Raw genomic sequence first — 23239 nt, 5'->3', positions numbered from 1 at the left:
AAAGTGCGCAAAAGTTGATATGAAGAAGATAAAAGTACCCTTGTTAGTCCGCGTCATCATAGCCATATCGCTTGGTGTGCTGACAGGACATTTTGCCACAGCCCCTGTGGTAAGGGTTTTCATTACCTTCAATGCCCTTTTCAGTCAGTTTTTGCAATTTCTTATCCCAATCATCATAGCAGGGTTAGTAACACCCGCCATAGCAGAAATAGGCAAGCATGCGGGCAAGTTGTTAGTCATTACAACCCTGATAGCATACGGTGATACCGTTTTTGCAGGCTGTCTTTCGTATTTCACAGGTGTGGCAATATTTCCTCACCTCTTAGATACGGCTTCTGTTGTTCAAATAGCGCAGACTCAGGCTTCAGAGCCTTATTTCAAGGTAGAAATTCCGCCACTTATGGGCGTTATGACGGCTTTGGTGCTGGCGTTCACCGTTGGGTTGGGCATTGCCTCCTTGAGAAAGGAACGCCTCAAGATGTTGTGCGATGAGTTTAAGGACATCGTTTCCAAGACGATAGAATCTGCTATTATCCCGCTATTGCCGATTTACATTTTCGGCATATTCCTCGATATGACATTTACGGGACAAGTGGCACACGTGCTCACCACCTTCGTCAGTATCATCGGGGTAATTTTCGGACTTCATATTCTGCTGCTCATCCTGCAATTCACAATAGCAGGACTCATCAGCAGAAAGAATCCTTTCCGTTTGCTCTGGAATATGATGTCTGCCTATTTCACGGCGCTGGGAACGTCTTCGTCGGCTGCTACGATTCCGGTTACCCTGAAACAGACCATGAAAAACGGTGTAAGCCATGGCATAGCCGGATTTGTAATACCATTATGTGCCACCATCCACCTGAGCGGCAGCACCTTGAAAATCGTGGCATGCGCGCTGGCGCTGATGATCATGCAGGGCATGCCGTACAGCATGCCACTCTTTATAGGTTTTATCCTGATGCTGGGCATTGTCATGGTGGCAGCACCGGGAGTGCCGGGCGGAGCCATAATGGCAGCACTTGGGGTGTTGGGCAGCATATTGGGATTCGGAGAACAGGAACAGGCGCTGATGATAGCCCTCTACATCGCGATGGACAGTTTCGGAACGGCATGCAACGTTACGGGCGACGGTGCCATTGCAGTAATAATGGACAGCATTTTCAAACAGAATATATCAAACGAACATCAGCCATGAAGAAAGGTCTGAAACTCATAGTCGTGCTGCTGGCGGCCGCCTTGACGACAGGTTGCAGCGGTCCGAAATACGTTAACGACGGCAGTAATGTGTACCACAGTTACTGGACATTCAGTTTTGGTACTGTGCGCCATGAGTTGCCTGATGTCGATGCCTCGTCTTTCAGAAAGGTAAATAGTTGGCTCGGTCGCGACAAGAACCATGTCTATTATGAGGACAAACTCGTGGAAGGTGCTGACCCTGCAACGCTGAAGGCAAAGAAAAAGCCCCTCTGTGCTGACAGCAAGGACTATTACTATAAAGGCGAGGCGCTCCATGTGGCAGATATGGGCACGTTTCAGGTCCTGCGTATGGACGACAGCCACCTTTGGGCAAAGGATAGGCAAAATGTCTATTTTGACAACATGACCATCAGCGGTGCTGATGTCGGCACATTCCAGGTCATCAAACCCTACGAGGCGAAAGACCGTATGCATGTCTATTATTTCGGCAAGCCGCTCGACGGTGCCGACCCCTCAACTTACACCATAATGGATGGCGGCTATGCCAAGGACAACCGTCATGTGTGGTACTATGGGAAACTGGTGGAAGGTGCCGATGCTGCTACGTTCAGGGCTGTAGGCTCTGACGGAAGCGGCATGGACAAAAATGCGAGATATAAAGGGTGTTCTAAAATATAGAATTTAGTCCTAATTTACAGAGCACCCCATAAAAGGGGAGAAAAAGAGTAGTGGCGGTGATGCCTCAAGGCTTTTCAGCCGGTGTGGGTGCGGGTACCTCATCGGGAAGCGTATGGCCTTCTTTTGAGCCGAAGTCATCGCCGTCGATATACCCTTGGTTGGTGGAAGTGTCCTCGCCTTCTCCCTCCATGTCGTAATTCTGGGGTTCAGTGGTGATTTCGCCCGTCTCTTCCAGGAAGCGCTTTTCGGCATCTTCAGAATAGAGGAGCGAGTCCTCTTCGATGCCTTCTTTTGACATGTCGGTGGGTTTGCCTTTGCAGGCAGAAAGTGTGACTGCAAGTGCGGCTAAAAGAATAAAATATTTTTTCATTTTTATTTCTTTTGTGTGTCTGACTTAAGACAATTCTATTTTTTCAACGCATGAAATCTTTTCCCACAGGAAGATGTTGGCAGTCTGGCAGAAACTTTCAGCATTTTCCGTAGTCAGGAAATTGTATGACCCGTTCTTGGTGCAGCGGTTGTCAATTTCAGGATGGTTTTGCAGATAATCTACGAGACTTTTTGCCACATATTCTCCTTGTGACACGAGGCGTACACCGGGCGGTGTGTATTTCGTGATTTTTTCCATAAGGAGCGGGAAGTGTGTACAACCCAGAATGAGTGTGTCCACTTCGGGGTCTTTCTGCATGATGGTATCGATGCGCTTATTGATAAAGTAGTCGGCACCGGGGGAATCGAACTCGCCATATTCCACGAGTGCCACCCACATGGGGCAAGCCACGCTCGTGAGGTGGATGTCGGGATATAACTTTTTGATTTCCAGTTCGTAGGAATGGGAATTGACAGTTCCTGGTGTGGCAAGCAGTCCGACGTGCCGGCTTCTTGTGATTTCGCCGAGACATTCCACTGTGGGTCGGATTACACCGAGCACGCGCTTGCTGCTGCTCAACCTTTTGAGGTCGTTCTTCTGAATGGTGCGCAATGCCTTGGCAGATGCCGTGTTGCAGGCGAGGATGACCAGTTCGCAACCACGCTCGAACAGTGCCTCTACGGCTTGGAGTGTATAGTTGTACACCACCTCGAACGATCGCGGTCCGTAAGGTGCACGTGCATTGTCGCCCAGATACAGGAAGTCGTATTGGGGAATGTGCTGCCTGATTTGGCGCAATATGGTCAGTCCGCCATAGCCCGAATCGAAGATTCCTATTTTACCGCTCGGTTGTGCTGTCATTTCTTAGGCATGATTTTTTCTTCCACAAACGGCGTGGCATCCTCGCTCACTGCCTGATGGACGAAGGGATAGACATTGATGTCCGTGTTGATGATACATTCGTAGCCGCGCTCTATGCCCACGTCGTGTATGGCGGCATTCAGTTTCTTGCGTATGGGCTCGGTCATTTCCTCCTCTGCTGCCTTTAGCAAACTGTCGGCATCGTGGCGGAAGGCAAGGTTCTTTTCCATAGCCTCCTGCAGATCGCGCTGGCGCTTCTCAAGGATATTTTTTGGGAAATCCTTCTGTCCTTGCAGGTAGTCGCCAAACATCTTCTCAAATTCCTGCTGATTATACTGCGCCTCCTTCTCATACTTCATCCGCAGCGTGTCCATATACAGCCGCATCTCTTTGTATTCCGGCATGGCACGGAGCAGGGCATTGTAACTCAGATAGCCATATTTGGTCTGCGCCTGCGCCATAGCCGTCAGCGACAGACACAGCAGACATATACTCAATAACAACTTCTTCATATTCAAGACTTTTTAGCCCGAACCGGTCAGTATAACCGTCGGGGTTCATTCTGGTGCAAAATTACGCCAACTTGCAGGAAATGCCAAATTTTTGGTAGTAAAAGAAAGCGGACAGATGCCACAGCCCCTAAAATAAACCTGAGCCCCAATGCGAAAAATTTCGCAACGAAAAATTTCGCAAGAGTTTTTTCTGTTGATACAAGGCTAATTTAGAGAGTATCTTCTTCGCTATAACCTCATCTTTTCTCATCTTCCCACAGAAGTAAGCCGTCGTAGGCTCTGCTCAAACAACTCGGGCGGAGTGCCTTGTTTTGCACTTCGCCCGAGTTTGTTTATGAATATGCTGGTTTTATCAATACTTATGTTCCTCTGTGGCAAGTTCTTCCTTGTCGAGTTCTTTCTTGTCGATGGCTCGCCAGCAGTAGAAGATGTAGGCGAGGACGAAGGGGATGAGGAGGCTCACGATAGCCATGGTGTAGAGTGTGAACTCGCTTGAGCAACTGTTCTCGATGGTGAGTGAACTCTGCAGGTCGGCGGTGGAGGGGTAGTAACTCGTGCCGTTATAGCCTGCAACGAGGAAGAGAGCCAATACAGCGAGTACTGTGCCTGTGCCGGTGAACCAGATGCCTTTGCGCGACTCTTTCCAGCGCAGCGGGATGGTGATGCCCGAGAGGACCAGCACCACACCGACGAGGAATACCACCAGTACGAGCGGCATGTCGAGGAAGTTCAGCAGGTATTTGCCGGACACCAGTGTTACCGCTCCCTGTTCGTCAACTGCGAAGCCGTCTGCCGTGAGCAGATAGCCCACAAAGGCGAGGAAGAACAGCAGGAAAGGTACGGCATCCACGAGAATCTGTCGGCGCAGACGGGGACGCAGTGCATCGTCGTTGATATTGTTGAGCATATACATCGTGCCATTCATGCGTGCGAGGAAGAGTACTGCAAAGCCCAGCACCCAGTTCCATGGATTCGCCAATGCTTCAAGTCCGTGCCATGGTGATGCCCATTGGCTCACTACGGGCGACAGTTGTGTTTCTCCCATCGCTGCATGGTCCACGGTGAAGGCACTTCCGGTAAAGAATGTGGCTACTGCTGCTCCGAGCAGGAACGGTCCGAACACGCCGTTGAATACCAGGAACCAGCGGAAAGTCTGTTTGCCGAGCACATTGCCCTTCTTCGCCTGGTATTCGTAGGACACAGCCTGAAGCACAAAACTGACGAGGATAAGCATCCATACCCAGTAGGCTCCACCGAAACTCGTACTGTAGAACAAAGGGAAAGATGCGAAGAATGCACCGCCGAACGTAACGAGCGTGGTAAATGTGAACTCCCACTTGCGTCCTGTGGAATTGATGATCAGTTCGCGTTCCGACTCATCGCGCCCCATGCGGAACACGAGCGAGTTGGCACCCTGCACGAACAGCAGGAACACGAGCAATCCGCCAAGCAGGGCGATAAGGAACCACCAATAATGCTGTAAAAAAGAATATGTTATCATAATCGTTTCTGTTTTAGGTATGTTCTGTTAATTCTGACATTTGTTTATAGGCCTTAGATATGTTCCATATTGGTCGTTTTATGTTTTGTTTCCGTATCTTGCTCTTTTTCACTCGGTCACGTAGCCCGCTACGCTCCCTCATTCAAAAAAGCAATCTATTGAAAACAAATCTATAAAACGTCTCAACATAATTAACAGAACATACCTTTAAGGGTTTGAACTTCGGTAATCATTATAGTTCTTCTCCTTCAGGACCTTTCCTGATGGCATTGCACAAGATGCGCAATTCCACAGCAAGCATAACCGTAAAGAGTATGAGGAAAAGGAAGAATGTTATTACGACAGACGACACGCTGAGGCTGCTCACTCCTGCATTCAAAGGCAGCAAATCCTGTATTGCCCAAGGTTGTCTGCCCACTTCAGCCACAATCCAGCCAGCCTGTCCTGCAATATAGACCATGGGTATGGACCACAGACCGAGGTGCAACAGCCAGCGTTTCTTTTCTATTGTATTCTTCTTGCCATACCATATAAACAGCGCTACGATGAGCAACAATATGCCCCCAAGGCCCACCATCAGTCGGAAAGACCAATATACTATGCCGATAGGTGGAACCACATCTTCCGGTGTGTCGAGATAACCATATCCGAAGTATTTCACGTTGGCATCGAGTTTTGCCTTTGCTGCGGCTGCGGCAGCCGTGTCGGTCTTCATCATCTGTCTATACTCCTTAAATGCAGCAAGCGCTTCTTTTCCTTTGGTGATTTTTTCTGCCACGGGGAGTTCCGTTGTGCCGTCAGGTTTTGTATAGCCATTCTTAATGTCTTCTATACCAGGCACATAGCCGTCAAAATCGTGTGTGGCTAAGAAAGAGAGCACTTTCGGTACTTCCACGCCGGGCACAATACTGAATGGTGCTCCGTTACCCCCATGTTCCAGGCCTTCTGCGGCAGCCAACTTCATAGGTTGGTATTTTGCGGCTTCCACACCACTGCGGTCTCCCGTAGCCATCACGCCAAACGTACCGATGATCGTAACGATGGCGCCCACCTTGATGCTCTTCAGTGCGAAACGCGTTTCACGCTTGCGGAGCAGGTACCAGCAACTGATTCCTATGACGACAATGCCGCCTGTCATCCAACCGCTGAGGACGCTATGGAAGAACTTTGTTACCGCCATACCTTGAAAAGCCACTGCGAAGAAGTCCATCATTTCGTTGCGCGCTGTGGCAGGATTGAATTCCATGCCAACGGGATGCTGCATCCAACTGTTAGCAACGAGAATCCACCAGGCAGAGAGTGTGGCACCGATACCTGTGAGCCAGGTGGAAGCCAAATGGAATTTCTTGCCCACCTTGTTCCAGCCGAAGAACATCACGGCAATGAACGTGGCCTCCATAAAGAACGCCAAAATGCCTTCTATGGCAAGCGGTGCACCGAAAATGTCGCCCACGAACCATGAATAGTTGCTCCAGTTCGTGCCGAATTCAAATTCGAGGATGATACCCGTAGCCACGCCGATGGCAAAGTTTATTCCGAAAATTTTCATCCAGAACTTTGCCGTGCGTTTCCAGAATTCATCCTTTTTCACAACGTACATCGTCTCCATTACAGCCATCACCACGGCGAGTCCGAGCGTGAGCGGCACAAAGAGCCAATGATACATTGCTGTCAAGGCAAACTGCGCCCGCGACCAGTCGATAAGCGCCGTTGTATCCACTGAAAGAATGCTTAACATAATTGTTTATAGTTTTTTAGGTTAGTGAATTTATTCTATTTTTTTACTTTAATCTCCCTTCTCTATAAGGTTTCCACTCACTGTTTCTGCCTTCTGTTCATCATTCTGACCAGAGAGGACCGGCTGGAAAAAGAACACGCGCAAAACCAAGAACAGTACGCACAACTTGATGATGATAATCAACCACAATGTGCGGCCCCAGGTCATGTTACGAAATCCCTCCAGATAGAAGTTCCATATCCTGACGAACACGTTCGGTTTTCTGCCCATGTGGCAAACATACGAAGAAATTGTCGAAAAAACGGATTTTCGATGAAAAAAGTGAGTCGTTGGTGGTTGCGACTCAGTTGCAACATACTTGACGGCTTATTTAATAGTTTTTTTATTTCAATGCTTCCAGAGCCTTTTCGTAATCGGGTTCGTGTGTGATTTCGGGCACGAGTTCTTTGTAAACGATGGTGCCTTGTTCATCCACTACTACCACGGCGCGCGCCAAGAGTCCTGTCATCGGGGCACTTTGGATTAAAAGTCCGTATGCAGCATCGAAATCGGTGCTGCGGAAGGCGCTTACCGGTATCACGTTTTCCAGTCCTTCCGTGGTGCAGAAGCGGCTTTGTGCGAAGGGCAGGTCCTTGGAGATGCAGAGCACTACCGTGTTGTTGAGCGACGACGCCTCTTTGTTGAACCGACGCACACTTGCAGCACAAACCTCTGTGTCCATGCTTGGGAAGATGTTGAGCACCACTTTCTTCCCCTTGTAATCGCTAAGTTTTATTGTTGAGAGATCGCCACGTACACCTTCAAAATCGGGTGCTGTGGTGCCTGCAGCGGGCATAGTGCCGTTGAGGGCTACGGGATTTCCTAAAAATGCTGTTTTCATATTTTTTATGTTTTATTGATGGTCGAGTGCGTGTTTGGGATAGTCGAGGGTGTAGTGCAGTCCCCTGCTTTCGTGCCTTTCGAGCGCCCATCGGGTGATGAGGTAGCCCACGTTAATCATGTTGCGCAGTTCGCAGATGTCGCGTGTTGCCTTTACGCGCTTGAAGAGTTCCTCTGTCTCTTCGTAGAGCAAGTCGAGGCGTGTCCAGGCTCGGTGCAGACGCAGGTTGCTGCGTACGATGCCTACGTATGAAAGCATGATTTGTCCCACTTCCTTTGCGTCCTGGGCAATGAGTACTTTTTCTTCGTTGGTCATCGTGCCGGCATCGTCCCATTCCGGTATCTCGTCGTTGTAGGTGTATTCATTGATGTGGGCAATGCTGTGTGCAGCGGCCTTGTCGGCATATACCACTGCTTCGATGAGCGAGTTCGATGCCAGACGGTTGCCGCCGTGCAGACCTGTGCACGAACATTCTCCGAGTGCATAAAGGCGCTTGATGCTGCTGCACCCGTCGAGATCCACCTTGATGCCGCCGCACATATAGTGCTGACAGGGCGTAACAGGAATGTAATCCTTGGTGATGTCGATACCTATGCTCAGGCACTTCTTGTAGATGTTTGGGAAATGGTGTTTTGTTTCTTCAGGGTCTTTATGTGTTACATCGAGGCAGACGTGGTCCAGACCGTGCCGCTTCATCTCCTTGTCGATGGCGCGTGCCACGATGTCGCGCGGAGCGAGCGAGAGGCGTTTGTCGTATTTCTGCATGAATTCCTCGCCATTGGGCAGGCGGAGTATGCCGCCATACCCGCGCATGGCTTCGGTGATGAGGTAGGCGGGGTGGGATTCTCCCTGATGATAAAGCGCTGTGGGGTGGAACTGCACGAACTCCATATCAGCCACTGTCGCCTTGGCACGATAAGCCATGGCTATGCCGTCGCCCGTGGCTATATTGGGATTGGTGGTGGAGGCATAGACGGCACCCACGCCGCCTGTGGCAAGCACAGTTACCTTGGAGAGGAAGGTGTCGATTTTCTTTGTGTCCGGGTCGATGACGTATGCCCCGAAACACTCGATGTCCGTCGTGCGGCGTGTAACTTCTACTCCCAGATGGTGCTGCGTAATAATTTCCACTGCAAAATGGTGCTCCAGTACCGTGATTTTCGGATGCTTGCGCACTGCAGCCATCAGTCCTCGCTGGATTTCGAATCCTGTGTCGTCGGCATGATGGAGTATCCGGAACTCGGAGTGTCCGCCCTCGCGGTGCAGGTCGAATGTGCCGTCTTCATTACGGTCGAAGTTCACACCCCATTTCACCAGTCGCTGTATGCCGGCAGGTGCATTCTCCACCACTTGCCGCACGGCAGCAGGGTCGCTGATATAGTCGCCTGCCACCATGGTGTCGTGGATGTGTTTCTCGAAGTCGTCCACTTCCATGTTTGTTACACTTGCCACTCCGCCCTGTGCCTTCGCGGTATTCGCCTCGTCGAGCGTGGTCTTGCAAATCAGCGCCACCCGCCCTTTACCTGATTCGGCGCACTGAAGCGCATAACTCATGCCAGCCACACCGGAACCTATTACCAAAAAATCGAATTTCCGAATCATGTTCTTGATATTTCTTTCTAACCTGCAAACTTACAAAAAAACGGATAAAGCGGTGCTCTATAAATCAGGAATTTCTGTTTATGCATGCAAGGGAAGTACGTTTCGGGCTTTTCTTGCCAAACTTTCAAAACATCAATCCCATCCATGCGGCAGGAAATCCTTACCTTTGCAGTCAACATGAAGACATTTAAAGAACTCGGGGTATGTCCCGAAATTCGGCATGCCATAGAAGCGTTGGGTTTTGAAATGCCCATGCCCATTCAGGAAGAAGTGATTCCTTATCTGCTTGGGGTAGGTAATGATGTAATTGCCCTGGCTCAGACGGGAACGGGCAAGACCGCGGCTTATGGTTTGCCGATTTTGCAAAAAATAGATACAGAAAAACGCCACACACAAGCCATAGTGCTCAGTCCCACACGCGAACTGTGCCTGCAGATTACCAACGACCTGAAAGACTTTTCGCGCTACATAGACGGACTGCATGTGATGGCGGTCTATGGCGGTGCAAATATAGAAACACAGATACGTTCGCTTAAAAAAGGTGCGCAGGTCATCGTTGCTACACCGGGTCGCCTCATCGACCTGATGCATCGCGGTGTGGCTCAACTCGGCCATGTAGAAAACGTTATTCTCGACGAAGCGGACGAAATGCTGAACATGGGTTTCTCGGAGGACATTGACGAGATACTCGAAGGTGTGCCCCAGGAGCGCAACACGTTGCTCTTCTCTGCCACGATGAGTAAGGAAATAGAGGCCATAGCCAGGAATTATCTGCACGATTACAAGGAAATTGTAGTAGGGTCGCGCAATGAGGGCGCAGAGAGTGTGAACCACATCTATTACATGGTGCATGCCAAGGACAAATATCTCGCCTTGAAACGCATCGTCGATTACTTCCCGCGTATCTATGCCATTGTGTTCTGTCGCACGCGTTTAGAAACACAGGAGGTGGCAGACTTGCTTATCCGCGACGGCTATAATGCAGAATCCCTGCATGGCGACCTCTCGCAGCAGCAGCGCGACCTGACGATGCAGAAATTCAGACAGCACAACACACAGTTGCTTGTTGCCACCGACGTTGCAGCGCGTGGGCTCGATGTGGATGACCTTACTCATGTCATCAACTACGGTCTGCCCGACGATGTGGAACTCTACACTCATCGCAGTGGACGAACAGGACGTGCCGGCAAGCGCGGCACCAGCCTATGTATCATTCATACCCGCGAGAAATCGAAGGTGAGGCAGATTGAGCGCACTATAGGTAAGGCGTTTGAAGCAGCGACTTTACCGGAGCCCAAGGAAATCTGTACGAAGCAACTCTATAACGCCATCGACAAGTTGGAGCGGATGGAAGTCAACGAGAATGAAATAGCGCCTTTCCTACCGGAAATCTTCCGCAAATTGGAATGGCTCTCGAAAGAAGATATCGTGAAGAGGGTGGTCAGCAATGCTTTCGGACGTTTTCTGACCTATTATGCCAATGCACCGCAGATAGAACAGCCTTCGGAACGCACAGGCGACAAACAGAAAAACCGCGAGCAACGAAACAGGCGCAAATCGCATACTGCAGAAGAAGGCTATAAGCGTCTCTTTATAAATTTCGGCAAACGCGACAACTTCTATGCACGGGAGATTATCAACCTCATCAACCGATATGTAAAAGGAAAAATAGAAGTAGGACGTATAGACCTTACACAGAATTGCAGTTTCTTTGAAGTGCCCGAAAACGATGTCGAACTGGTCATGCAGAAGATGAAACGCGCCAAGGTGGGTGACCGCCGGGTGGTTGTGGACTGGGCAGATCCTGCCGATGCAGAGAATGACGTGAAGCCCCGTAACCGTCGCGAAAGGCGTAAAGGAATGGTTGAAAGAAAAAACAAAAAACGCGGCTATACGGACTCCACGCCAAATAAGCAAGAGAAGAAGGACGATTGGCGTCAGTTTTTCAAATAGTTAATCAGGATATTCTTTTAAGATAATCCAAGTTCTGAAGTTATCGAAGTTAACGACGATACTTTAGACCGATAAATAAATAATAAATAAAGGCATCAGCATAAGGTAACGTCGTTAACTTCGAGCGAAGCGATAATTTCAATAACTTCGTTAACTTCAAGCAAGTGGAACTTGCTAAACTTGAATAAGATAAGAAATACATACAAACTCATGCGCAGCAAAATCATACTTCTTTCCATCATCCTTGCCACAGCATCCGCCAAGGCACAGTATTTTCAATTCGAAGTCGGTGGCGGATTGGCAAAACACTACGGTCCCAGTAAAGTTGTAGGCTCTTATAAGATAGGAGTAGGGTATGAGTATGAATTTAATCAGAAATGGACGTTTAATCCGCAAATCTCCTTTTACGGCAAAGGATGGAAGAAACCGGACGAAACGATGCTCGTCTTCAATGAAGACGGTACACCTATGATGAACGTTGAGACAGGCGAGCAATACACAACAGTGAAAAGCGTTTCGTCAACAGCCTACTATCTTGAGATACCTCTGCTGGTGAATTATTATATCCGTACGGCTCCTTCGCAATACATTGTGCTCAGCGCAGGTCCCTATGCAGCAATAGGTGTCGGTGGTAAGCAAAAGACCAAAGGCGACTCTGATGCCACAGGTGCACGGCGACTCTATTACACCGAAAAGACGTTTGACATAGAAGGCGCACACCGTTTCGACGCAGGACTGCAAGTTGGTGCAGGCTTCCAGTTCGCTAATGGCTTGACGCTTGGTGCAGAGGCAGACTTCGGACTCCTCAATGTCAAGAGCGGTGGCTCGAAAAACGTAAGTGCCCTTGTCTCACTGACTTACAAACTTGGAAAATAACCAAATCCATCCATCTTTCTGTTATAAAATACCTATTTTTAGGTATTGCATATCAGGGAGTTGCGCCGTACTTTTGCATACGAAATACAGCACTCCGCCCATACATTGAGTAATGCGCGAGTGGAAAAGACCAGCGTTGCGAAACAGCGGGAGGTATTTCTAAAACAGAATTAAGTGAAAATTAAATTGTTATGTCTATGTTCGTGGAAAGGTCACTTCGCAGAGAAGTGGCCTTTTTCGATGATTAGGAGCCGAATAGCCATTTTGGGTAATCGTTTTTGTTTGTATATCTGCTTTTGCGCTTCAGTGCTTTTGACCATGTTCACCCAGGGCTGCTGGGCTATGCGCTTTTGAGACTTTCAGTCCCTGGCACCAATATAAAAAATACCGGCCATCAGACCGGTATAATATGATGTTTGTCGGGGAATCCTATGCGTCGATATTGGCGTATGTGGCATTCTTTTCTATGAATTCCCTTCTCGGTCCTACATCCTCGCCCATCAGCATGGAGAAGATATAGTCTGCTTCTGCTGCATTGTCGATGGTTACTTGCTTGAGCAGACGTGTGTCGGGGTTCATCGTGGTGTCCCAGAGTTGCTCTGCATTCATCTCGCCAAGACCTTTGTATCGCTGTGTCTCGATGCTTGATTCTGTGCCGTCGCCGTGTTCCTGTATGAAACGAATTCTTGCGGCTTCATCGTAGCAATACTCCTCAATTTTTCCCTTCTTGCAGCGATAGAGGGGCGGGTTGGCTATGTAGAGATGCCCTTGTTCGATGATTTGCGGGAAATAGCGGTAGAAGAGCGTCATGATGAGTGTGTCGATGTGTGCGCCATCGACATCGGCATCGGTCATGATGATTACCTTGTCGTAACGCAGTTTTTCGATGTTGGCTTCCTTGGAGTCTTCGTCCACTCCGAAGCGCACGCCGAGTGCCTGAATGATGTTGTTCACTTCTTCGCTTTCAAAAGCCTTGTGCCACATCACGCGCTCCACGTTCAGAATCTTACCTCGAAGGGGCAGTATGGCCTGTGTGCGGCGGCTGCGTCCTTGCTTGGCGCTACCACCTGCAGAATCGCCCTCCACGAGGAACAGTTCGCATTCTTCGGGGTTTTTAGACGCACAGTCGGCGAGTTTTCCCGGCATACCGCCACCTGCCAGCGGGCTCTTACGCTGCACGCTTTCGCGGGCTTTACGGGCGGCTATGCGTGCCGTTGCGGCAAGGATGACTTTGTCCACAATCATTTTTGCCTCCTTCGGGTGCTCTTCCAGATAGTTGGTCAGTGCTTCGCCCACAGCCTGGTTCACAGCACCTGTCACCTCAGAGTTACCGAGTTTTGTCTTGGTCTGACCTTCAAACTGAGGTTCTGCCACTTTCACGGAGATGACGGCTGTAAGACCTTCGCGGAAGTCTTCACCAGCAATTTCTATTTTTGCTTTTTCTATCTGTTTTTGCGCGGTTTCTTCGGCATATTTCTTGAGCACACGGGTGAGTGCTTGACGGAAACCGACGAGGTGTGTACCGCCCTCGATGGTGTTGATGTCGTTCACGTAACTATGCACATTCTCGTTGTACGACGTGTTGTACATAATCGCCACTTCGATGGGTATATCGTTCTTTTCCGTGTTGAGATAGATAACATCGTTGAAGAGGTGTGTGCGGCTGGAGTCGATATAGCGCACGAATTCACGCAGACCTTTCTCGCTGTAGAACGTTTCTTCACGGATGTTGCCTTCCTCGTCGGCACGCTCGTCAATGAGTTGGATATTTACACCGGCATTGAGGAATGCCAGTTCGCGCATACGGTTGGCTATGATGTCGTATTTGTATGTGGTAACCGTGAAGATGGTGTCATCCGGCCAGAAATGCTGTCGCGTACCTCTTTGTTCTGTTTCACCCACCACTTTGACGGGGTAGAGCGGACGTCCTATTTCATATTCCTGCTGGTATATTTTCCCGTCGCGGAACACTTGCGACTTCATGTGCTTTGACAGCGCGTTCACACAACTCACACCCACACCGTGCAGACCACCGCTCACCTTGTAGGAATTCTTGTCGAATTTACCACCGGCGTGGAGCACTGTCATGACCACTTCGAGTGCAGAGCGGTGCTCTTTTGGGTGTTCGTCCACCGGTATGCCACGTCCGTCGTCCTCCACGATGATGCTGTTGTCTTTGCAGATGACGACCTTGATGTTCTTGCAGTATCCTGCAAGTGCTTCGTCGATACAGTTGTCAACAGTCTCGTAAACCAGATGGTGCAAACCTTTTTCGCTGATGTCGCCGATGTACATCGCCGGTCTTTTCCTTACAGCCTCAAGTCCTTCGAGCACTGTGATGTTCGATGCGGAATATTGTGTACCGCCTTTCTCTTGTAGATTATCCATTCGTTAATATATGTGTTTCGTTCCTACAGACACCTGTGTGTCAAAAAATCAAGCAAAGATACAACTTTTTTCTCGCACGCGCGCGTTTTATAAGGAGTATTTTGCATTATTTTTGCTCAAAAAATGAAAAAACCGCCGGGATTCTCACGAATTGCCGGCGGCTTGTATGCAAAGTTATTTTGAAAAACATCCGTAACCCGACTGCTGCGAGTTTTCTCAGACTGACAGGAGCCGTTCACCCTTTGTGATGCGGGTTAGTTTACGAATGCGGCGGGACCGGTGCTTCACAGCATGAATCCTGCCAGAAGTTTTGGGGATATGAAAATGTGTTATTTTGTTTCTGTTATGAGTTTTTATTATTTGCTTCTATACTTTTGCAGTCCTTTGTTGAGCCATTCCACGTATTTGTCCACGTCTTCGTCGTAGGCATACGATGCGTTGAGCGGGTTGCCCTCGTTGTCGAGCAGTACGTAGAAGGGTTGTGCATTGGCTCCGAACTTCGTGCGCTGCAGGTAACTCCAATAGTCGCCTATGGTTCGCAGTGTTACTTCCTGTCCGTTCTCCATGCGTGTCTGCGGCTCGGGCAGTTTGGTTTTGTCGTCCACGTAGAGCGATATGAGCACATAGTCCTCATTGAGCAGTTTGACGACTTTCGGGTCTTGCCATACTGCCATTTCCATTTTGCGGCAGTTCACGCAGCCGAATCCTGTGAAGTCCACCATCACGGGCTTTCCTGCCTGTTTGGCGTATTGCATGCCCTGGTCGTAGTTTTTGAATTTGGCTTCCACCTGTGTCTTGTCGAGGACGAAGTCCTGTGTGGACATGGGCGGTGCGAAAGCACTGATAGCCTTACATGGTGCGCCCCAGAGTCCCGGCACCATATATACGGCGAAAGCCAGTGAGCAGAGCGCCAGGAAGAATCTCGGCACACTTGTGTGCTGGTTATCGTCGTCGTGCGGGAATTTCAGTCTGCCAAGGAGATATACGCCGAGTAGTCCGAAGATGACTATCCACAGTGCGAGGAATGTTTCGCGGTCGAGTATGTGCCACCCATAGGCGAGGTCTGCCACGCTGAGGAATTTCAGTGCGAAGGCGAGTTCAAGGAAGCCGAGCGTTACCTTGACCGTGTTCATCCATCCTCCGCTCTTGGGTGCACTCTTGAGCCACGACGGGAAGAGGGCAAAGAGCGTGAAAGGCAGTGCGAGCGCTATGGCGAAGCCGAGCATGCCTATTGTCGGTGCGAGTATTGAACTGCCTGCCGTGCCTACTTCTACAAGCAGAAATCCGATGATGGGACCTGTGCATGAGAATGACACAAGCGAAAGCGTGAACGCCATGAGGAAGATGCTGAGCAGTCCCGTTACCTTTTCCGATTTGTCGTTCACCTTGTTCGTCCACGACGAAGGCAGTGTGATTTCAAATCCTCCGAAGAAACTTGCTGCAAAGACAACAAGCATCAGGAAGAAAATGATGTTGAAGACAGCATTCGTTGACAGGTCGTTCAGTGCACTTGCTCCGAAGAGTGCCGTGATGACGAGGCCCAGAGTAACGTAGATCACGACGATGGATATGCCGTAGATAACAGCATCCTTAATGCCTTTCTTCCTGTCGCTGGTCCGCTTGAGGAAGAAGCTCACCGTCATCGGTATGATGGGCCATACGCATGGTGTGAAGAGTGCCACGAGTCCGCCGAGCAATCCGAGCAGGAAGATGTACCACAGCGACATTTTTCCATAGTCGTTTTCTCCATCGAGCGCTTTGAGGTCGTTTATGACAGGTTTCCACCACTTGGCATGGTCGTTGCCGTCAGTGGCTGTTGCATTGACAGTGAGGCTGTCGCCTGCGAGACTGTCTGCTGCCAGGCTGTCGCCTGCCAGTTGCATACCGATAAGGGCAGCCGCCGCCTCGGCGTCCATTGTCTCTACGGGAATGTCGTTGTTGGTGGCTTGCTGTGCTGCATTTGCTGCATCAGCAGGCATCAGGGCGTTTTTCGGGTCAGTTTTTGCGTTTTCGGCTTCTGCTTTTTTTTTATCCGCCTCTTTTGCGTTAGCGTCAGATGCTGCAGCAGAAGGTCCGTCGCTTCCGCTCACACTGCAGTTCACACTCTGCGGCGGCAGACAACTCTCGTCGTTGCATGCACCATAGCGAAGATAGCCTTTTAGGTTGTAGTCTTTTGCGGTAAGTTTGAGGCGTTGTGTGAAAGTGCACGGGTGTTCAAACCAAGACACCTGCATTTCGAAGATAGGGTCGTTCACTGTTTTTGCACCGGGGCCAGCCTTGAGTCCGCCTACGAGTTCCACACCGCTCTTACTATCCACTTCGAAAGTTGCAGAAGTGGGACCGCCGGCGGGTATATTAGTGCTGTAGATGTGCCATCCCGGCTGCGGAGTCAAGGTGTAGATGACATCTATTTCGGTGGGACTTACACGTTTGTAATCAACTTTGCTGCTGACCTGGGCTGATGCCGTTGCAAAAGCCAGAATTGTGAATAAAGCCGAAAGTATGTATCTTCTCATGCTTTAAGTGAATAACTATTTTCAGTTTGAAATGCAAAGTTACGGAATTTATCTTTAAGTGCAAAATAGAAAGGTATAAGTTTTGCAAAGATTTTGAGGGGTGGTATGTATTTTCTATATTTGCATGAAAATAACCGCAATCATATCGTCATCATGCAGCGACAAACAAACAGGGCAGATCAGACAGAACGGCAAAGGAGCACCATTCGTCAGAAGAACAGGCAGGATCAGGTGATGATGTCTGTCTATATCCAGAAGCCTATAGAGGAATTGCGCCAAGAAGTGGAAAAGACCGTGGAGGAGAACGAGGCACTTGAACTGAAGGAAGATGTCCTGGCTGGCGACGACAAGGCATTGGATACAGATGTCAGTGATGAAGACTGGGGCGAGGACGAAAGACAGGATTCCGACACTGATACTGATGACTATGAAGTGGACACTTATGCCCCCGACCCGGATGGTGAAAGCAGTTCTGACGATTATGGTGAAGACTACGACGAACCCTATTTTCCCAGGCAGACCGACCCTAACGAAGAGCACCGTGAGCCGACAGTTACCTATGGAAAATCGTTCTATGAAACCTTGATGGAGCAGGTGAATGAGTTCAACCTCACCGACCACGAGAAGAGCATAATGGTGTACATCATCGGTTCGCTCGACGACAGCGGTTTTCTGTCGAAGAACAAGATTTACCTGGTTGCTGAGGAACTCGATTTCAAGCACGGCATCGAAACGAGCGATGAGGAAGTGGCCCGGCTTGTCGGCATTCTCAAGCAGTTCGAGCCACGCGGTGTGGGCGCAGAAAATCTGCAAGAATGCCTCCTATTGCAACTTCGCGATGAGGAGAAAAAATCGCCTTATAAAGAAAAGGCGATAAAGGTGGTGGAGCGCTACTTTGACGACTTCATGAATATGCATTGGGACAAGATTCAGCAGCGTCTGAAAGTGGACGATAATACGTTCAATGGTGTGATGACACTCCTGACGCGCCTCAATCCGAAGCCCGGCAGTGCCTTCAACGATTCTGTGGGGAGTTCTGCCCCAGCCATCGTACCGGATTTCTATGTACATGTGGACGATTATGGCAACCTTACGGTAACATTGAACGACGGCGACATTCCCGAACTGAGGGTGGCAAGTTCTTTCCTCGAAACGGTGAAACTCTACAAGGGGCGAAAGTATGACCTCACGGAAGAACAGCGCGGCTTCTACACCTACGTCAAGGACAAGGTGGATTCCGCCAACAGTTTCCTTAATATCCTCAAGCGCAGGAACGAAACCCTTCTGCTCGTGATGAGGAGCATAGCACGGCGGCAACGCGACTTTTTCATAAACGACGAAGACGAAAACTTCCTCCACCCCATGACGCTGAAGGACGTGGCAGAGGAGGTTGGTGTGGACATCTCCACTGTGTCGAGGGTAACGGCAAACAAATACGTGCAGGCGTATTATGCCAATTATCCGCTCCGTTTCTTCTTCTCCAATGCCATTAAGGGTACTGACGGCGAGGACGATGTCTCCACGAGGAAACTGAAAGTAGCGCTCAAGGAAATCATCGATTCAGAGAACAAGGACAAGCCTCTGAGCGACGAAGCACTGAAGAAAGCCATGGAGGAAAGGTCCTTTGCCATAGCGCGGAGAACGATAGCAAAATATCGTGAACAGATGGGCATACCTCCCGCACGGTTGAGGAAAGGAAAAAAATAGAGTTTCGCAAGTTGTCAGATATTTTTTATCTTTAAGAATTTTGTGAATTAAAGAATTTATTTCACTACATGATTATATGAAACATCATGAATAGAAGAAGTTGATTGTACAGAGAATAATAATTCTCAAATTCTTAAATTCTTGAGAAAGAGTCACTTGCAAAAGTTGGGTGAAATCAGAAAAGACCATTGACGTGGCAGAGACAAAAGGAAATATCAAAAAGAAAAATCGGCTGGTAAGGGCTGCGCAGATTGTTTCGCAGGTCTTTCATCCCCTTTATCTGCCTTTGGTGGCTTTCGTTGCGCTTTTCATCTTTACATATCTCAGTCGGCTGCCCATACAACTTCAGTTGTATCTCATAGCACTGATATGGGTGTTTACTGTATTGCTGCCGAGGTTTGTCATTGCTGCATACAGGATGCTTAGAAAATGGGATACCCGTATGCTTGGTGAACGTAAGAACCGCTTCGTGCCCTACATCATAGTCCTTATGTCGTACGTGGCACTCCGGATTGTGTTCAACATTTTTGGTACGCCTTGGTATATGAACAGTGTCCTGTCAGCAGCCATCAACCTGCTTTTGCTGACTATCCTGATGAACATCTTTATCAAGGCGAGTACACACATCATAGGTTGGAGCGGTTTTGCCGGCGGCCTGACGGCATTCTCCCTGCTCAACGGTATCAATCTTACGCTCTGGGTATGCCTTGTGATTATCATCTGCGGCATAGTGGGTACGGCGCGGAACATCCTCCGGCAACACACACTCACAGAAATCGGTTTCAGCGCATTTTTCGGCTTTTGCTACGGCATGGTTACAGTCCTTTATCTTTGATTTTTAACAAAAAAAACAATAAAAAAGCATAAAAATGAATCCTTTGGTCAGTATCATTATGGGTAGCACTTCCGACCTTCCGGTTATGGAAAAGGCTGCCAAATTTCTCGATGAAATGGGCATTTCTTTCGAGATGAACGCACTTTCCGCCCATCGCACACCAGGTGAGGTTGAAGAGTTTGCCTTGCGAGCCTCCGAGCGCGGCATCAAGGTCATCATAGCCGGTGCAGGCATGGCGGCTGCATTGCCGGGCGTCATTGCGGCAAACACCACCGTCCCCGTAATAGGTGTACCCATAAAAGGCATGCTCGACGGTCTTGATGCCTTGCTGAGCATCGTGCAGATGCCCCCGGGCATACCTGTGGCGACAATGGGTGTGAACGGCGCACTCAACGCTGCCATACTTGCATCAGAAATGCTGGCACTGGCGGATGACGGTATAGCCTCGAAACTACAAGCCTACAAGACAGGGCTGAAGCAGAAAATCGTGAAGGCAAATGCCGAACTCGCCGACGTGAAATATACCCATAAAACCAACTAAATCAACGTATTATGCCACTGCGTTATTTCCATTGCGGACAGGAATTGTTCAATTATACGCCGCGCACGACCCATGAAGTGAATGTGGGCAACCGCCCACTCGGCGGCGACCTGCCCCTGCGCCTTCAGAGCATGACCACCTGCGACACGAACGACACCGAGGGCTGTGTGGAACAATGCCGGAAAATCATCGAAGCCGGAGGCGACTATGTGCGGCTGACCACACAAGGCACGCGCGAGGCCAAAAACCTCGAGAATATAAGAAAAATGCTCGATGAAATGGGCTTTTCTGATTTTCCGCTCGTTGCCGATGTGCATTTCAATCCCAATGTGGCTGATGTGGCAGCAGCGATAGTGGAAAAGGTGCGCATCAATCCGGGCAACTATGTTGACCCAGCGCGTGTGTTCCGCCACATAGAATACACAGACGAAGAATATGCAGAAGAACTCAGGCGTCTCGACGCGCGCTTCGTGAAGTTGCTGGACATCTGCAAAGCCAACGGCACTGCGCTGCGCATCGGTGTGAACCATGGGTCGCTGTCCGACCGTATTATGTCGCGGTATGGTGACACACCCGAAGGCATCGTGGAGAGTTGCATGGAGTTTCTGCGCATCTGTGTGCGCGAAGACTTCAAGAACGTGGTTATCTCCATCAAGGCGAGCAACACGGTGGTGATGGTGCGCTCCGTGCGGCTGCTATGTGCTGTCATGGCAGAAGAAGGCATGGACTTTCCGCTCCACCTCGGTGTGACAGAGGCAGGCGAGGGCGAGGACGGACGCATCAAGAGTGCTGCCGGTATCGGAGCACTACTGGCAGATGGTATAGGCAACACCATCCGTGTGTCCCTCAGCGAACCACCCGAGGCGGAAATACCCGTGGCTTACAAACTGGCAGAGTACGTGTTCCATCGCGCCGGACACCTCATGATTCCCAGTGAAGCATGCCCTGCTTTTGATTATCTCCATCCCGAGCGACGCCCTACATCGCCGGTAGGCAATATCGGTGGCAGAAACGTACCGGTGGTCATATCAACACGCTTGAATGGCGAAAAAGGATGGGGACAGACCCTTCCAGATTATATCTACTGCGGAACGGAACTGCCTGAACCTGAAATACGTGAAAAAGGTATTGGTTATATCGTTGATGCTTCAGCATGGCGCGGCGAAGCAAATACTTATCCCGCTTTCCCAACAAATATGCTGATGATGGTGGCGAGCAATCCCAGTCCGATCAAATTCCTCTTCTGCACCTATATCGGCATGAACGAGGAAGTGAAGGCATGCCTCAAGGCACACCCGGAAATGGTGGTCATCGCACAAAGTAACCATCCGAACCGTCTCGGCGACTTGCGCGCCCTCGTGCATGAAATGTGGAATGCAGGGCTTGTCAATCCTGTGGTATTCTTCCAGCACTTCGACTGCGCGCCTGACCAGAAGGAGGAATTCCAACTCTACAGCGCCGCCGAAATGGGTAACCTCATCTTCGACGGGCTATGCGACGGTGTGATGCTCTGCAATGCCCAGCCACTGCCCATCACCGTGCAGGACGACACTGCCTTCGGCATACTGCAAGCCACACGCGCACGCACCACGAAAACGGAGTACATCAGTTGTCCTGGCTGCGGCCGCACGCTCTACGACCTGCGCGACACCATCCAGCGCATCAAGGCGGCTACCGCTCACCTTACCGGGCTGAAAATAGGTATCATGGGCTGCATTGTGAACGGACCGGGCGAAATGGCTGATGCTGACTATGGCTATGTGGGTGCTGCCCGCGGAAAAGTGAGCCTCTATCGTGGCAAACAGTGCATCGAGAAAAACATTCCAAGCGAAGAGGCTGTGGAACGACTACTTGAACTGATTGAGAGCGATAGGAAACAAAACTATTAGTTCTATTGTTCGCTAAAATTAAAAATCGAGAAGAAATTTACATATAATAAGTTTCTTCTCGATTTATTAGTTTTGTATAGTTAGAACTTCCTATCTTGATACGGGGTGTTTTCTACACCTCTTTCATTTAAAGTATTTACTAGTTTGTCTAAAAGACTACGCCAAATGGTCTTGAACCAAGATGTATTTCCAAACCAATGAACCAATGTAGGACTTATCGAATAATAAATTTTTATAAATAACGAACCAAGCCAACTTTCAGCAAGAGTATAATCTCTAAATCTGCGCAGTGTCCATACTTGTGGGCAATCATAAGATCCATAAACTGCAGTTGCGACATAACAAGGGCCAGAAGATGGATTAGATATTTCTTCATTAGATATAACATCCTGTGCATCTTCGGGGAGTCCTTGTTTAATTTCAGCAAGAATTTTTCTATATTTCTCAACGGTTGCATCATTAAGTTTAGTTCCCATAACATTAAAACGCGCATTTAATGCGTTCGTATAATATACCCATTGTTTTGCAACTTCACCTACTATCTTTGAAATGTCTGGATTTTCTGATACTAATTTATTTGGTACAATTTTACGGAGATGAAGGACAAGGCTTGCTTGCTCCATGATTATATTTGATATTTTGTCTGCTGCTAAAGTCTTTTCAGTAGCCTTAAAAGCGTTTACGCGAATATTTGCCTCATAAAGTCTTTTAATGGCATCAGTATCAGAAATATGCTTCATTAAAAACTTTAAATCATTTAAACATTTAATTAAAAAATATGTGTATACATCTTTGCTTAATTCATTGTTAGAGTATTTTATTGCATTTGTTCCAGCTTTTACAACTTCTAAAACTTTTAAATCCTTTAGAATAGCCGTTTGCCCAACAGCTTTCATCCTAAGATACCAAGCTTGTGAATTCTCAGGATCAATCTCTAGAACTCTATTTGCATAATTGTACCCTTCTTCTCCATTTAGACTCTCAACTGATGTTTTAGCTAACTTTAGAAGTTTTTCAACTTCATTGGATTTGTCAACCTTTACCGTACCTTTAACATCTACAGTACCTTCGACCATCATTTTCTTGGCTTCTTCTACAGAATACTTTGTACCACAAGATTGGCATACAAAAACACCTTCATTTTTTACCAAATCTTGGCTACCACACATTTCACATTGTAATGCTTTCATAA

19 protein-coding genes are annotated in these 23239 nt (G+C 48.9%); 8 read left to right on the top strand and 11 right to left on the bottom strand.

Annotation, left to right across the window (positions count from 1 at the left end):
* The first annotated feature begins 19 nt into the window (after positions 1 to 19).
* Positions 20 to 1198, top strand: a complete 1179-nt coding sequence (locus C7Y71_RS06560) for a dicarboxylate/amino acid:cation symporter (protein WP_111898972.1) — start codon at positions 20 to 22, stop codon at positions 1196 to 1198.
* On the top strand, positions 1195 to 1878 hold the full coding sequence (locus C7Y71_RS06555; RefSeq protein WP_193215860.1) for a DKNYY domain-containing protein: 684 nt from the start codon (positions 1195 to 1197) through the stop codon (positions 1876 to 1878). The genes C7Y71_RS06560 and C7Y71_RS06555 overlap by 4 nt, the downstream gene beginning before the upstream one ends.
* Positions 1879 to 1942: 64 nt before the next feature.
* On the opposite strand, the gene C7Y71_RS06550 is transcribed toward C7Y71_RS06555, so the two are convergent.
* The 8 genes from C7Y71_RS06550 to nadB form a co-directional block, all read right to left on the bottom strand.
* Positions 1943 to 2248 carry a hypothetical protein gene (locus tag C7Y71_RS06550; RefSeq protein ID WP_111898974.1) on the bottom strand — a complete coding sequence of 102 codons (306 nt, stop codon included), beginning with the start codon at positions 2246 to 2248 and terminating at the stop codon, positions 1943 to 1945.
* 24 nt (positions 2249 to 2272) lie between these two features.
* Entirely contained in the window at positions 2273 to 3109 is an 837-nt protein-coding gene (gene murI / locus C7Y71_RS06545; RefSeq protein WP_111898975.1) for a glutamate racemase, read from the bottom strand.
* Positions 3106 to 3621 (bottom strand): OmpH family outer membrane protein, encoded by a 516-nt coding sequence (locus C7Y71_RS06540; protein WP_111898976.1) that lies wholly within the window; start codon positions 3619 to 3621, stop codon positions 3106 to 3108. The genes murI and C7Y71_RS06540 overlap by 4 nt, the downstream gene beginning before the upstream one ends.
* Positions 3622 to 3973: 352 nt before the next feature.
* Positions 3974 to 5119, bottom strand: coding sequence for a cytochrome d ubiquinol oxidase subunit II (gene cydB, locus C7Y71_RS06535; RefSeq protein WP_111899052.1), 1146 nt, complete (start codon positions 5117 to 5119; stop codon positions 3974 to 3976).
* Between the two features lie 235 nt (positions 5120 to 5354).
* A complete protein-coding gene (locus C7Y71_RS06530; protein ID WP_111898977.1) occupies positions 5355 to 6860 on the bottom strand; it encodes a cytochrome ubiquinol oxidase subunit I in 1506 nt (501 codons plus the stop codon).
* A gap of 48 nt (positions 6861 to 6908) precedes the next feature.
* A complete protein-coding gene (locus C7Y71_RS06525; protein WP_111898978.1) occupies positions 6909 to 7130 on the bottom strand; it encodes a DUF4492 domain-containing protein in 222 nt (73 codons plus the stop codon).
* Positions 7131 to 7242: 112 nt separating this feature from the next.
* A complete protein-coding gene (gene tpx, locus C7Y71_RS06520) occupies positions 7243 to 7740 on the bottom strand; it encodes a thiol peroxidase (RefSeq protein WP_111898979.1) in 498 nt (165 codons plus the stop codon).
* 12 nt (positions 7741 to 7752) lie between these two features.
* Positions 7753 to 9342 (bottom strand): L-aspartate oxidase, encoded by a 1590-nt coding sequence (gene nadB / locus C7Y71_RS06515; RefSeq protein WP_111898980.1) that lies wholly within the window; start codon positions 9340 to 9342, stop codon positions 7753 to 7755.
* A gap of 177 nt (positions 9343 to 9519) precedes the next feature.
* Between nadB and C7Y71_RS06510 the strand changes: the two genes are divergently transcribed.
* The gene (locus C7Y71_RS06510) at positions 9520 to 11295 is read left to right on the top strand and encodes a DEAD/DEAH box helicase (RefSeq protein ID WP_111899053.1); all 1776 of its coding nucleotides are present in this window, start codon (positions 9520 to 9522) and stop codon (positions 11293 to 11295) included.
* Between the two features lie 180 nt (positions 11296 to 11475).
* The gene (locus C7Y71_RS06505; protein WP_146739465.1) at positions 11476 to 12171 is read left to right on the top strand and encodes a porin family protein; all 696 of its coding nucleotides are present in this window, start codon (positions 11476 to 11478) and stop codon (positions 12169 to 12171) included.
* Positions 12172 to 12600: 429 nt separating this feature from the next.
* Here the strand turns inward: C7Y71_RS06505 and gyrB are convergent, their stop codons facing one another.
* The gene (gene gyrB / locus C7Y71_RS06500) at positions 12601 to 14559 is read right to left on the bottom strand and encodes a DNA topoisomerase (ATP-hydrolyzing) subunit B (protein ID WP_111898982.1); all 1959 of its coding nucleotides are present in this window, start codon (positions 14557 to 14559) and stop codon (positions 12601 to 12603) included.
* A gap of 356 nt (positions 14560 to 14915) precedes the next feature.
* Positions 14916 to 17075: a protein-disulfide reductase DsbD family protein gene (locus C7Y71_RS06495; protein WP_111898983.1), complete on the bottom strand. Its 2160-nt coding sequence runs from the start codon at positions 17073 to 17075 to the stop codon at positions 14916 to 14918.
* Positions 17076 to 17228: 153 nt separating this feature from the next.
* On the opposite strand from C7Y71_RS06495, the gene rpoN reads away from it, so the two are divergent.
* From rpoN to C7Y71_RS06475, 4 genes are all read left to right on the top strand, one after another.
* The gene (gene rpoN / locus C7Y71_RS06490) at positions 17229 to 18782 is read left to right on the top strand and encodes an RNA polymerase factor sigma-54 (RefSeq protein ID WP_193215859.1); all 1554 of its coding nucleotides are present in this window, start codon (positions 17229 to 17231) and stop codon (positions 18780 to 18782) included.
* Positions 18783 to 18951: 169 nt separating this feature from the next.
* Positions 18952 to 19617 (top strand): hypothetical protein, encoded by a 666-nt coding sequence (locus C7Y71_RS06485; protein ID WP_111898985.1) that lies wholly within the window; start codon positions 18952 to 18954, stop codon positions 19615 to 19617.
* Between the two features lie 34 nt (positions 19618 to 19651).
* Positions 19652 to 20158, top strand: coding sequence for a 5-(carboxyamino)imidazole ribonucleotide mutase (purE, locus tag C7Y71_RS06480; protein ID WP_111898986.1), 507 nt, complete (start codon positions 19652 to 19654; stop codon positions 20156 to 20158).
* An 11-nt stretch (positions 20159 to 20169) separates the two neighbouring features.
* Entirely contained in the window at positions 20170 to 22047 is a 1878-nt protein-coding gene (locus tag C7Y71_RS06475) for a 4-hydroxy-3-methylbut-2-en-1-yl diphosphate synthase (protein WP_111898987.1), read from the top strand.
* 80 nt (positions 22048 to 22127) lie between these two features.
* Here C7Y71_RS06475 and C7Y71_RS06470 read toward each other — a convergent pair whose 3' ends face one another.
* Positions 22128 to 23237: a TFIIB-type zinc finger domain-containing protein gene (locus C7Y71_RS06470; RefSeq protein WP_146739466.1), complete on the bottom strand. Its 1110-nt coding sequence runs from the start codon at positions 23235 to 23237 to the stop codon at positions 22128 to 22130.
* Positions 23238 to 23239 lie beyond the last annotated feature (2 nt).

The sequence above is a fragment of the Pseudoprevotella muciniphila genome (genome assembly GCF_003265305.2).
GTDB lineage: Bacteria > Bacteroidota > Bacteroidia > Bacteroidales > Bacteroidaceae > Alloprevotella > Alloprevotella muciniphila.
This window is presented reverse-complemented; position numbering and strand designations above follow the sequence as displayed.